Source organism: Granulicella sp. dw_53 (assembly GCF_018449545.1).
Classification (GTDB): domain Bacteria; phylum Acidobacteriota; class Terriglobia; order Terriglobales; family Acidobacteriaceae; genus Edaphobacter.
In genome coordinates this window covers 23,737-37,461 of the sequence record NZ_JAAVUR010000007.1, presented here as the reverse complement: position 1 = coordinate 37,461, position 13,725 = coordinate 23,737, and the positions used below count along the sequence as shown (strand labels likewise).

The 13,725-nt window shown below is 55.8% G+C and carries 6 protein-coding genes; 2 read left to right on the top strand and 4 right to left on the bottom strand.

Translation table 11 applies throughout. The features are described 5' to 3' along the window. Nucleotides 1-30: 30 nt before the first annotated feature. The 3 genes from HB393_RS12220 to HB393_RS12210 all read right to left on the bottom strand — a co-directional run bounded on the left by HB393_RS12220 (nt 31) and on the right by HB393_RS12210 (nt 6,160). Nucleotides 31-1,803: a hypothetical protein gene (locus HB393_RS12220; protein WP_213805468.1), complete on the bottom strand. Its 1,773-nt coding sequence runs from the start codon at nt 1,801-1,803 to the stop codon at nt 31-33. Nucleotide 1,804: 1 nt separating this feature from the next. Continuing rightward, a complete protein-coding gene (locus HB393_RS12215) occupies nt 1,805-2,494 on the bottom strand; it encodes a sigma-70 family RNA polymerase sigma factor (RefSeq protein ID WP_213805467.1) in 690 nt (229 codons plus the stop codon). A gap of 195 nt (nt 2,495-2,689) precedes the next feature. Next, nucleotides 2,690-6,160, bottom strand: coding sequence for a chitobiase/beta-hexosaminidase C-terminal domain-containing protein (locus HB393_RS12210; RefSeq protein WP_213805466.1), 3,471 nt, complete (start codon nt 6,158-6,160; stop codon nt 2,690-2,692). A gap of 708 nt (nt 6,161-6,868) precedes the next feature. On the opposite strand from HB393_RS12210, the gene HB393_RS12205 reads away from it, so the two are divergent. After that, complete coding sequence (locus tag HB393_RS12205; RefSeq protein WP_213805465.1) at nt 6,869-8,545, top strand: hypothetical protein; 1,677 nt, start codon at nt 6,869-6,871, stop codon at nt 8,543-8,545. A gap of 333 nt (nt 8,546-8,878) precedes the next feature. Next, nucleotides 8,879-9,928 (top strand): alpha/beta hydrolase, encoded by a 1,050-nt coding sequence (locus HB393_RS12200; protein WP_213805464.1) that lies wholly within the window; start codon nt 8,879-8,881, stop codon nt 9,926-9,928. Between the two features lie 3 nt (nt 9,929-9,931). Here HB393_RS12200 and HB393_RS12195 read toward each other — a convergent pair whose 3' ends face one another. Further along, entirely contained in the window at nt 9,932-13,414 is a 3,483-nt protein-coding gene (locus HB393_RS12195) for a carboxypeptidase-like regulatory domain-containing protein (RefSeq protein ID WP_213805463.1), read from the bottom strand. Between the last annotated feature and the right edge of the window lie 311 nt (nt 13,415-13,725).

The window sequence follows — 13,725 nt, the reverse complement described above, 5'->3', positions numbered from 1 at the left end:
CAGAAAATTGACTGCATGGCCGGACGTGTCCTAATTCTTTCCGCTCAGAGTGGATGTTCTCTGAGACTTCCCATACACTTCGTTTGCGGCGATCGTCAGTTCTTCGATCGAAACCAGCATCTCAGCGAGAATCTGCTCTGCGCTTCGCGTAGCGGGGTTATTGGTTTGCATAAGTTCTTTCGAGAGCGCCAGGTTCCTGTCGGCTGAGACCATAAGCGAAGGGCTTTTTGCTCCGAAAGACCCGGTCAAGGCAATGGGATCGTGTACATCCGCGACTAAGGAGCGTTCGCTCTTCAGTGACGCTTCAAGACGTTCCCGATGGCTATAGATCAGTTCGGATAACGTAGCCGTTGCAACAACTGCCCTCTGTGCATCTGGTGCAAAACGCGTCTGCAAGTCGATAATCGCGTGGCTCTCCTGGCTGATCGACAACGCTGCGTTAAAGAGCCGTTGCGCAAGGACATTCGTGTCATTCACACTACGGCCCTTGGCCAACAATAGAGTCTCAAGCGGCGAGGGCTGATCTGGCATAGTGGCCGTCTGGACGCTTAGCGCACTACTGTCTCCGGGGAGACTCTTCAGATCCGCCACGCTTAATATAGAAACCGTTACATGTGGGACCATCCTGAGTTGCATTTGCAGTTGCCGCTTGCGTTCATCCGTTTCGACGATTCCTTCGACATTTACTTCTCGCTGGCCGCGCCGAATTTCAACCTGCTCACCGTTATCCGCGCGGAGCAAGTTCAAGATGAGCCTCGCGGCCAACTCCGCTTCATCGAGTTGTTCTTGCGTCACGATCTGCGGCATCTTCGGAAACTGCAAGACCCGTGCGCGGCCTGCTACCGTTCGAGACGAAATACCGCCTATCGTCTCAAAGACGTCCGCGTCGACAGCAGACCACGGCAGGATCTTAAAATCGAGTTCTGCGATCTCAACCGTCCCGATGTCACGAAGTGCGACCGTCCGCCGCACCGGATGAAAATCCGTGTCGCGCACCGTAAGCGATTGAGTTGTTACTAAGCTGTCGGTTACAGTTGTGGTCAATCTCAGGAGATGCGCTCCTGTACGAGTAACCTTGTCCGCACGGCTGTGCTGATGGTCATGCCACGTCTGATAGTCCGAAGCGGAAATTGGCTCATCCCAATTAACTCCGGCGCGCGCCAAGTCTCCCTTGAGCTCTTCTTGTGTTGCGACTAACCTCACCGGCTTCAACGGACGCTTGCCTTCAAGATCCCGATAGATGGAGCGCTCCATCGTCAACTTCGGTGCTGTAATTCGAACCGTTTGATAGACAACGCCCATACTAGACCCCAGATTGGGCGAGTCCCACCTCGCGGCACGTACCAGGAGTGAGTTCGAGGTGATATCGGGGACGCGCTGCTGCCACCAGAACAGAAAGGAAACGGCGGTGGCAAAAGCAAACAGTCCAAAGATCGCGAGCGAAGGGTTCATAGGAGGTAAAAAAACTAGAGAAATATTTGGTAAGCGAATCGCCCACCATCTCCGCCGGGGTAAGCGTTCGATATGAAGCTCCAGCCGCTGCGCAAACTCAGCACGCGGCTTCGGCGACAACTTCAAATCCTCATGACTAAGGGCGTCACGATAAAAATCTATAACTGATTCCGAGCGATAGCCTTCCAGGTCTCCTTGCCGAACGCGGCACTGCCAACACGTCGCAAGATGTTGTTTGGCGATCCATCGTTCGCCGAGCGGCAGTTCGTTGCAGAACAAGCTCGCCATTCGATCATCGGAGAGATGGTCATCGAGGCTCGGGATGAGGTGTTGCAGAAATTGATTGATCACTCTACCTTTGTTCCTCCCATCCACATAGAGCCGCCAATCGCACGGCGACCTGCTTGACGACAATTGCTGCCCGCTGCTCACTGATCCCGAGCGCATCGGCGATATCCCTGTAACGAAACCCTTGGACTCTCAGGTTGAAGCACTGCCGCTGCTGAAGACTGAGGGTCAAAAGTGCACTCTCCATTCGGTTGATCTGTTCTTTTCTTTGGTACGCTTCTTCCGGTCCTTCCTTGGGATCGACAAAAGTCTCAAACGGAATCGAACTAATTTCGGCTGTACGAGCCGCATCTCTCTCTTTATTCTTAATGACATCGACTACCAGATTGTGAGCGACCCGTACGATCCATCCCTGCACATTCGCAATATCGTTTCCCTGGATGAACTCCGTCGTCAGCCGTAGAAAGGTCTCCTGAATCACTTCCTCCGCTACGTCCCGCTTCAAGTACATGCTGTGGATGTAGCGAAGCAAACGAGGCCGGAATTCGTCGTAAAGGCCGAGAATCTTCTGGTGTGGATCGGCCAGGCCATCCAGTTGCTTAACCTCCTCTCCTTCTTTCTCCGCAAGGCCCTCCTTCCTCAGCAAATGCAACGTTCGATCGACTTCATCTTCTGGTCCAAAAACCTGTACCTGCACAACATCCAGGCCGAACTGCTCTTCGATTGCTGGCTCCGAATCTTGATAGGGCCCCATCTTCGACGCTCCATTTCTGCCTTCTCTGCCTCCTGCCTTCCCCGACGGTTTCCTTAGCCTCTCCGCACCCGTCACACAAGGCGCGGATGCGGAGAGATCAGGAGAGGGCGAAGTTGAGATTGCGCACCAAGTATGGAAAGGAGCTGCGACGCGCAAGTTATTTCTCGGATTTATTTCGGATAATTTCACAGCTCATCAGGGACGCACACCAACCTGCCCAAACTGAAGGGCAAGCGATGTCGGGGTAACAACCGGTGCGGCGATTCCGACAAACTCCACCAGCGCATTGCCAGGTGAGGCCGTCGATCCAGTATCGACATTGAGAACCCACAGATTCCCCGAGCCATCGATAGCCGCTCCCGTCACACCCGCAGCTGGTACAGACAAACCGTTCTGCAAAATAAGTGACGCATTTCGATCGGGATTGATGGTCGGCGACTCTCCGGTACCAGTGCCGGTATAGCCCGTGGAAGGAGAGATCTGGGTCACGCCGGAACTGCTTACGGCAAACTCATCGACAATGCCGGGAGTAATAGCCGTCGTATCAGGGCTGCCAGTGACTGTAAAGATATGGCCTGCCCCATCCATCACCATCTGATTTCCACAACCTCGTGCGGAGATCGGGTAGGCCGCGACGGGAGAGGTTGGATTGCTGATATTGAAGACGTCAAGTATCGGACCGGTTGTGTTTGCATCTCCACAGCCATAGATATTGCCAGGGTTGCCAGTAGCCGCGTCAGCGCTCCCTGCGACTAGAGGAGTGTATGTACCGGGCGCATTGGCGAAATAGTCGACTATGGCCGTATCGTTCTTGGGATTGATCTGATAAAGATCTCCACAGCAACTATTATCGGAGGCCCAAAGACTAGTCCCATTGGAATCGAAGATGAGTGCCGGGAGAGCTCCATACCCAAAAGGGCTTGCAGGGTTGTTGACACCGGAATCGGGACCAAGAGCCAGCTTTCCGCTGCTGTCAAATTCTTGAAGACCGTTGGAACCGAAGGCCCACACATTGCTGCCACCGTCGATCGCAATACTAGAATATGCAGACGCGGAGCCGAGGTTCACATAGGGAAGCACAACGGACAAGCCAGGGCCGATCTCCGTTAAAGCTCCACCGGAGGAGGTGGTCGCGCTACCGCCTCCAGCTGATCCGCTACCGCCAAGAACCCATGCATTTCCTGACGGGTCTAAGGCGATAGATTGCGGAACCTGAGTCCCTCCATTATTTATTCCGTTGCCAGTGAATTGTTTTATCGGAATGTACCCGCCAAAGGTTGCTGCCGAAGGCGTACCCGAGGCGAACTGCGAAGGCTGCGTCAAGGGGGTGCCTTGATTGCTGAACTCTGCGATCATGCCGCTGAACTGATCGGGATCGATCGTCGAGTTGACGCTATTATTATTAAATCCAGTGACCCATATGTTCCCCGTAGCGTCGATCGCCATGGCCGTATTTAGAAATTGACCTGAAGTATTTCGGCCTGTCGCGAAGGGAATCTGGATGCCTGGCGCAAACCCAAGTCCACCACCCGTATAGGTAAGGGCAAGGGTCCAGTCATTGGGTGCAGCCGTCAACGCCGGAGTGAAGGGACCGCTGCCCGCTGCGACGTTGAAGACCATCCCTGCCTGGTTGCCGGGATGTTGAGCGATGTTCAGGATAGCCTGCAACGTATCCGCAGGCGCAGAGCCGGAGGATGGCGTCGCCGCCTGGAAGAGAGTGGAGCAGGCCCCCCCAGCCGTTGCGCAAGAGTTCAGCGTATTCGCCAATGTGTTGATGCGGGACTGGGGAACGGTGCTGTTGTTGAGGATATTCGGATCTCCCGTCAGATTCGTCGGATACGCGGGCGTATGGTCGAGCGCCTGCCCGGTGGTGAGATCCACCAGGTTTCGCACCGTCTTGAAGGCATTGGCCAGTCCGTGATAGCTGGCCGTGGTAGCGGCCGCGCCTACATTGGCCGCACCGGTCATGAACTGCGATAACGCGTACGCCGAAGCCACCGTCGTAACCTCATTGACGACCACCTTGGTGGTCGGCGGGATGCTCCCGCAAGGACCGAGCGCCGCCATCAGCGCCAGGCTGGGGTTGGCTCCTCCACTGCCCGTGCTGCCTCCCGTCGCCACCACGTACACCAGGTCTCCCGGAGACGCCGGGCAGTTGTACGAGAAGGCAAACGCGCCGCTGGCGTCGGTGGTTACGGCGGTCGTGCTCAGCGTGTCCGCGCTGGAGGCATAGTCGCTCTGCCCGGCGGCATACAGCACCACCTGCGCTCCGTTCACCGGCAGCGTGCCGCTTAAGACGTTTCCGCTGAAGGTGGATGGAATATTGATCGTGTAAGTAGCCGTGGCCACGGAGCTGAGAGTATTGCCCACCGCCGCAACTGCATTGAGAGTCTCAGTCGACGCGACCGCAATGGCGGTACCGGTGTACTTGGTCGAGGATGTGCTCGGAGCGCTGCCGTCGATCGTGTAGTAGATCGTCGCTCCGGCGGTCGCATCGTTGATCGTGACCGTCTGCGCCGCGCTGAAGGTACCGGCCGCAGGAGAGAACGTCGGCGTCGCGACGGAGAGATTGAGCGTATAGGTCGCGCTCGCCACCGCACTACTACCGAAGCCGGTGGCCGTCGCGATGGCCTTGATGGTCTCGCTCCCGCCGACCGCGATGGAGGTGTTGTCGTACTTCGTCGAAGAGGTAGTGGGGGTGCTGCCGTCGACCGCGTAATAGATCGTTGCACCGGGAGTCGTATCGCTGAGGATGACATTCTGCGCCGTCGAATAAGTGCCCCCGGCAGGAGAGAACGTCGGCGGTGCGGCGGCGGGAATGGTGATCGTAAAGCTCGCAGTGGTCACCACGCTGGCTGTGCCCGAGGCGATGGCGATCGTGCTAATGGTCTGGTTGGCGGAGACATTGATCGGACCCGAGTAGGGAGTCGACGAAGACGTAGGCACACTGCCGTCGACCGTGTAATAGATGTTCGCGCCCGAAGTCGCATCCGTAATGGTCACGTTCTGCGCCGCCCCAAACGTTCCACCCGCAGGCGAGATCACCGGCGCCGCCGTCCCTGTACCGACAAGATACGAAGCACTAGCGATCCCGCTGTTGGCAAAGCCTGAAGCGATCGCGATCGCGCTCAACGTCATGCTCTTGGAAATAGTCAGCGGAGCCGTATACAGCGTCGAAGTAGCCGTAGGCACGCTTCCATCAGTGGTGAAGTAGATATTTGCGCCAGCCGTGGCGTCGCTAATTGTCACGGTCTGCGCCGAGGTATAGCTGCCACCCGCGGGAGAGAAGGTGGGCGTGGCCGCGGCGTTCAGGTTGATGGTGTAGCCCGCGGATGCGACCGTGCTGGAAGTCTTGCCGGGAGCGGCCGCAATCGCCTGCAGGAACTCTGTTTTAAAAACCGTGGTCGGCTGGCTGCACTGCGGAGAAGAGGTCGTCGGCGTCGTCCCATCCGTAGTGCAGTACAGCACTGCTCCAGGGGTCGAGTCGGAGATCGTTACAGTCTGTGAGGTGTTATAGCTTCCCGCACCAGGATTGAACGTAGGTGTCGCGGTTACATTTGGCCCCGAAGACGAACTGTCGCCAGAGCATCCAACCATCGTTAAAACACCCACCAGCGTCATGGCCAACACAACCTGCCGGCTCACGATCCGTCGCAGAACTTGCATGAACTCTCCTGGAAAATACTGCTTGCCCCAGCGGTTCCCAACCAGCGTATGAACGTTCGATACGCACAAACAGGAAGCGCGGCAGCGAGAAGTTGAAAAATTAAAAGACCGTCTAATAGAAATGACTTTTGAGCAGGTCAGTTCTCAACGGCAAATCCAAAAATATTTCGAATTATTTTCTAGTGGAATCTAGGTGCGGGCGAGATGGAAGAACACACATTCGCTCAAGCGCGATGACGCGCTAAGCACACAAGAGGTGCAGGAGTAACTAAAGTTTTATCAGACGATTTCCGCCTTTGTATTACATCGATGTGAATTCATCGGAGCTGCTCTCATCGAGAGGCAACCATCCATCGTGCGCCTGTACTTCGCATCAGCTTTACTGCGCGGACCACGTTCTTACTTCCCACGCGAAAGTTGTAATTCGATGAATCGGCGACCTGAGTCGTTGGGAAAGCCTGAGCTCCGTCGTCATCATCAGTAGAGGGCAAAAATAACTAGCACCTCCGAACCAATCGGCACAGTCTTTTGTTCCCCGGGATTCTCGGGTCTGCATCTTGTTCGGAAGTACTCGGCATGTCTCTCTCCGTCGTTGGTCTGAGTTCAGGCTGAGAAACCGCCTTCGCTGGAAGTGGGCTCGCTGCCACTCGAGCGTGGCTATTGTCTTCAACTTTAACAAGCTTCAAGGGAATACCAAGGAGAAGCACCATGAAGAAGTTGCTCAGAACTTTACCGTTCGCGGTTGCTACGGCTCTCTGCACGCTGGCCGTTCAGGCAAACGCGCAAGCTCCGACTGTTGCGATCAATGGAATTGGATCCTCCGCTCTCTTTCTCGAGTCTGGCCTCGCCGCATCGAACACCTCGGGCACCTCGCCTATTGGTGCTTCCTGCGTCTGGACCGGCAACAACACTGCCGCCCTCTCCAACGTCGTCTCGGCAACCGACACCAGCGCCCCTGTTGGACCGTTAGCTGACACCGGCAATGCCTGGGTGGCGTGGACGCCAGTAGCTGGAAGCTGCACCGCCATCACCAGCACCTCCCCCACCACGATCTATGCCTATCTGCAGACGGACTCGGTCGTCGGCGACCGCTGCCTCTTCAACGCCCACCTCTCTCCCTCCAAGTGCGGCATCACCTACCCGACCGGCGTTCCCACCTCAGCCGGGCTCCTCTACCCCACCAACGACGCAACTCGGTCCGAGACTGCGCTTCCTCTCGCGATCGCGAACGCGCTCAACGCTGCGACCGTGAACGCCGCCGGAACGGACATCCGTCCCGAGGACGCCTGGTTCGCTACCAAGCGTGCGATGGTTGCTTGCGGTTCGCCCGTCGCCACTGGCTCCCAGTATCTGGGACTCGGCTACAACAACGGCGATAACATCACCAGCTCCTTCAGCTCCTCTGTATTCCACGTCATCGACTTTACCCTGCCCAGCGGCTACGCCGTGACGCCGGTTGGAGCCACCCCGATCCTGGTCGTCGTCAACGGTCAGAACTCTACCTCTGGCTTCGGTACCCGCACGTTCACCAACATCTCCAGCGCCAACCTGGCGAAGTTCCTCAATGGAACCTTCACCCTGACCGGCCAGGTCAACGGTGTGGACTCGGGAAACCCAGTAACGACTCTCATCCGTGAGCCGCTCTCTGGAACCTTCAACACCATGGAGTACAACGTACCGAACAGAACCGCCTCGGGATTCCAGACCTCGCAAGAGGCCGGAAACTGCCCCATCGTCAACCCACTCACCGGCTCCCGCAAGCGGGCGATCGGCACTGGGCAGGAGCTCTCCCAGGTCATCGCTGCCGCCAACAACGACGTTATCGGCTACGGCTTCTGGAGCGTCGCTAACTTCGCCGGCTTCACCAGCGCCGCCGCCCCCAACGCCCGGTATTTGACCGTCGATGGCGTCGATCCGCTGATCACCGCCTCTGCTGGCCATACCGGCATCATTCCGCTCTCCGGAACCAGTGATATGGCGAACGTCACCCTGGCAAACATCAACAACGCCAGCGTGAACTACCCCATCTGGTCGCTGCTTCGGTTCGTCACTCTCTCCAGCGATACCACTGGAACCGCGAGTGCACAGACCTTGGCAACCGCAGCCCAGCACTTTGTCAACTTCAACACCAACACATCTCGTCCTGACTTCATCACTGCAACGAACATCTCGGTCGTCCGTTCGCACTTCCTCCCGCCCGCCCCAGCCGGTCAACCCACCGCAATTGCTAACGGCCATGTAGGAAACGTCCCCACCAGCAACTGCACCAATCCAGAGGTTGGCGGTGACGTAGGCGGTGTCGTACTTACCCTCGGCGCAGACTCCACCACCTGCCGGAGCCAACCCACGGGCATGAAGACCGGTACCATCGGCTCACGCCGCTAAACATCAACCACTCTACATCGATCGCAACAACAGCAGGCCCGCTCAACTCAGCGGGCCTGCCACTTTTTGGGCAACATTCCATAACCCCCGCTCCAAAGAACGTCCAGAACCGAATAGAGTCCCTCTCTGACCGTCGGATATTACGTTTTCGCAAAATCCCGAGCCCAGCCGTTGAGAATTACCACTCCATACCGTCAATCAAAGTAGAGGCAGGAAATAATCTTCACAGAGTCCGTCCAACGGCATCGTGGATGGACTCGCCACCTCAGCGAGTCTTTCAGCTCAGCTTGCAGCACCTTGGACTCATTCGGCTTCGATCAAGGAGATTTCACCATGTGTCACAAGCTCGCCGTCGCGTTCACCCTCCTCACGCTGACGATCCCCAGCCTACAAGCCCAGACTACAACTCCGACCCCCCAATCTCCTCAGTCGGCGACACCAGAGAAACCGCTCGTATTCGAGGAAGCTGCAAAGTCCGCCGCAGTTGAACCACCCAAGGAAAATTGGACGACGATCTCGCTCGCAAAGAGTGGGCTTCCGACACAATCCGTGGCCGGCGTGCCCATGAGCAAAAGCGAATTGCCCGAGGGTTGCACGCGCGAGCTACTTCGCCTAGAGTGGCGTCAAGCCGATCCCATCGACCTCTACGTAATACGGCCTACTGGAGTCGAAAATCCCCCGGTCGGATTGTTTCTTCTCAACTACACCTTCGACACCAACATCTTTCGAACCGACTACTGGTGCAGCCAGTCCAAGCAGAACGGACTCGCGATCGTCGGCTTTGGATCAGCACTCTCCTGGCAGCGCTTCCACACTCCACGACCGATGAGGGAATGGTTTGTGAGCGAACTGCAGGAAGCGCTCTCGACATCAGCCCACGATGTGCAAATGGTGTTGAACTACCTGGAGACACGCAAGGATCTCGACATGAAGCATGTGGGCATGTACGGACAAGGCTCAGGAGGGGCCATCGCGATTCTCGCCGCCGCGGCCGATTCGCGGATCAGCGCAATCGACGTGACAGACCCATGGGGCGATTGGCCTGAATGGCTGAAGGGTTCGAAGCAGATCCCGGAAGAGGAGCGCGCCGCATACCTCAAACCGGAGTTCCTGCAAAAGGTCGCGAACCTCGACCCAGTGAACTACCTTCCTCAACTGGAGGGAAAGTCGATCCGCATCCAACAGGTCACAGACGATCCCGTCACGCCATCGGCAGCAAAGGAAAAGATCGCCGGCGCCGCACCAAGGACCATCGATGTCGTGCACTATCCGGATAAGGAGGCACAACATAAATCAGTATTCCTCGGCGGCATTACAGAATGGCTGGCGAATCAACTCCATCCAAGAACAGTAATGGCAAGCGAGTTTGATAGCGCGAAGTAGAAGCTAGAAAATCACTTTGACAGCAAGCTGAACATTTCGTGGCTGAAAGTCAGTCGTGATCTGACCGAAGCTCGAACTGGTATTCAGCCCGTTGTTACCTGAGGCTGGCACAAACGCTCCGCTTGGCAGTCCAAAGTTCGGATGATTGAACATGTTGAAGGATTCGAGACGCAACTGAAGATCGACGTTCTCGGCGATGTTCGTGGTCTTGAAGACAGATGCATCGACGTCAATATACTTCGGCCCGCGCGAGTTTGGCAGAACGCGCGGCACATTGCCGAAGGTGTAAGGATCGGGATTCTGAAAGACAGTCGTATCGAACCACGACTTCACACTTCGATCAGACTTGTTCACATTCGCTGCCGTTTTACCTGCAACGAAGTTGGGACGGGAGGCCGCACTGTTATTTGCTCCGCTGATTCGAATTGGCAGACCACTTTGTGCTGTAACGATAGTGTTGAACTGCCACCCACGAATAAGGCGATCTACGACGCCGCCACCGTTCGCGAAGAACTTTTTCCCATGTCCGAAGGGAAGCTCGTAAAGCGCGCTTCCGACAAAGCGATGCTTAATATCCGTCGGATCAAGGCTGTACTCGGCTTGTCGGTTATTGGGGTCCTGAGGTGTGACGGCGCCACCGGCGGTTGAAACGCCGATGTATCCGTCGAGAGCGTCTTGGATGCCATTGTCGAGCAGCTTGCTAAAAGTGTAGCTGCTAAGCAAGGTAAGTCCGTGATTGCCGTGTCTCTGAACAGCAACGAACATCGCATCCCCATGAAAGTTCCCATCCCTTGGACTCGTAACAGTGATAGCTCCGTAGTAAGGGAACGGCAGCAGGCTCTGCTTCCTTGTAATCGTAGCCGCGCCAAGGGAACCCGGCACTTTGCCGGCATAGGGATTAGGAACGTTTTGTGTGAGCGCCGTACCCAGTGAAAGATATTGGTTCGGCAGCACATTCATGTTGTAGTCTCCGGCGATCATATGTACGCCGTAATTTCCTAAATATCCGATCTCCGTAACAAAGCGACCCGGCAACTCATGTTGAATATTTAGATTCCACTGCTGTGACATGGGGGTACTGCTCTTCGGTTGTACATAAGCAATTGCCTGGCCAAGGAGAAAGTCTGGTCCACCATCTGCGCCCAGGGGCTGTAGAGGCGGCGACGAAAATCCATTGGAGAGTTGAAGGGCAGGAGTGATCCCGGAGTTCGTCGAGGTGTACGACGTCGTCGTAGAAGAGAATCCCGCGGTAGGCTGATTGAAGAGCTGATTGTTGAGACTGACGTAATAAATACCTGCGCCGCCGCGAAGTGAGGTCTTGCCATCGCCAAAGACATCCCAGGCAAAGCCCAGCCGCGGCCCATAGTCTTTATAGTCGTTTCCCGTAAAGGTGCGGCCGTATCCGCCATGCTGCGCGTAGGCAGTCGTGCCTCGCTGGCCAACACTGGGGCTCACACCGTTAGGATCAAAGTTACTCAGACCGTCATGGTGTTCATGAGGAGTCTCCTGAAAGTCATATCGCAGTCCGGCATTGATCGTGAATCGTGGCGATACCTTGAAGTCGTCTTGAATAAAACCGGATGCTAGAAAATTCCAGTAACCCGGCTCACGATATACCGTCAGAGTCGCGCTCTGAACTGATCCAAGAAGAAAACTAGCATACGCGCTGCCCGTGCCGGCTGTACTGCTCGGTAGGTTCGTGAGAGCGCTGGAGAAGCTGAAATTGCCCGAAGGCGTCGTCAATTGGCTATTATTCGACTGACTATGCGCGGCAACAAAACCGAAACGGACGTTGTGGCGCCCATGGTTCACAGTAACGGTATCGATTATCTGCGGATTGGCGGTATTACGCTGACCCACCTGGCCATTCACTGCAGGCAGACCGGTGCCCGTGATCGTCGGAAAGACAAACGGTGGAACGTTGGTTGGAAATCCTAATTTAGAAGGCCAGTCCTGGTTGTAGTTCGCCACCACAAAGGGAAAGGTAGTGCGCGTAACTGCAAGACGAAGTTCATTGATCGTCGAAGGGGAAAAGACGTAGGTATGCTCCACAACGGCGCTTTGACTGCCGAAGCTGTCATAGCGTTTAGCCACGATGGGAGATGGCAGGTAGGAACCATTCGTGCTTCCGTTATCGGTGTTATTCACATAGTAGGCATACCGCGCAAACATGCTCTGCTTACTCGAAATGCGGTAGTCGAGACGTCCAAGCGACTGATACATGGACCGGACATTCGGCTTTACACTCTGAAAATTGTTTGTACTGGAAAGAGCCTCGCATGCATCCGAAGAGGTTCTATTAGGCGTTGGATAAATGGCGTTCTGTATGTTGAGCGCCACTGGATCCAGCGCACGATTGATCTTGTTGCCCGGAAACTGGGCTCGCGAAAATGTAGTTCCCGAAGCCTTGGTTGTCGCCGGATCATAGATCTTTACCAGTTTCACCACGGTGTTCTTATTCGCATCAAGCGAGCATGTCTGAAGGTCGGAGAAGTCTCCTGTTCGCTGCCGCAGCGTCGGTACTGTGGCGGTATATACAGCGCTGGTAACATAACGAAACTCTTCAAAGTTGGCAAAGAAGAAAAGCTTATCGCGCATCACCGGCCCGCCAACTGCCCCGCCGAACTGGTTGTAACGTAGCGGAGGTTTCTTCGAGGTCGGGTCGAGAAACCAATCCCGCGCATCGAGGTAGTCGTTCCGAAAGAACTCATACACATCCCCGTGATACCCGTTGGAACCTGACTTCGAAGCCAGTGTGATGACACCGCCGCCTGTCAGCCCATACTCCGCCGACATATATCCGGTCTGCACCTTGAACTCCTGAACAGAATCGACCGCGGGATTGATCGCGAGCTCTCCTGAAAAATTATTAAGATTGTTAGCACCATCCAATAAATTTGCGTTCATCGCCGTAGGTCCATTGTTGATGACGATGGCCGCGAGCGATGTTCCTCGATCCGCAAAACCTTGAGGATTAGTCGCTGAGTTCGATCGCACGGCGGGCGTCTCCAAAGTAAGCGCCAATGCGTTGCGTCCGTTCAATGGCAGTTCCTGAACCGGCTGCGCTTCGACGACCGTACCGACAGTGCCCTGCGTCGTCTCCATCGCGGGTGCCTGCGCAGTTACTTCCACCGTCTCGCCCGCATCACCGACCGGCAGAACGACATTGACGGCAGACTTGCTTCCGACCTGCAACACCAACCCATCCTGTATCACCGTCTTGAATCCCGGCGCAGTTACCGTAACGCTGTAAGTACCAGGACGCAGGGTCGCACTCGTAAAATCTCCACGTCTGTTCGCGGTCGTCGGAATATGCTCCCCACTCGCAACATTCACAATATCGACCGATGCCTTCGAGATGGCCGCACCGCTGCTGTCAGAGACATTGCCGGTGATAATGCCTCCTTCCACCTGCGCATATAAACGAGTGACAACAGACACACCTAGGAGAAAGAGCCACAATAGTGCTTTCGAACGTTGCTTCATTGAGATCGGTCCTCATTCTTGTGAGATCGTTTACGGTCTTTGCTATCGCCTTCGAAGGCGAATGTCGGCCATGGTCCTGTGCAGCCTAATCGGAGTGAAGGTATGAAGTTGTAGCCCGGAACGACACGAAAACCGCACAGACGGGCAGCGTCTCATCGGCGAAGTGTCACTACGATGGGCACTTGGTATAGGCGCAGACTATCTCTCCGGACCGCGCAACTTGATGAACACGAGGTTATTTTTTACGAATTTCGCAAGACAAATTTCTGCTTCTAGCGGTCCCAGAGTCTTCGCTCATAATCAATATTCAT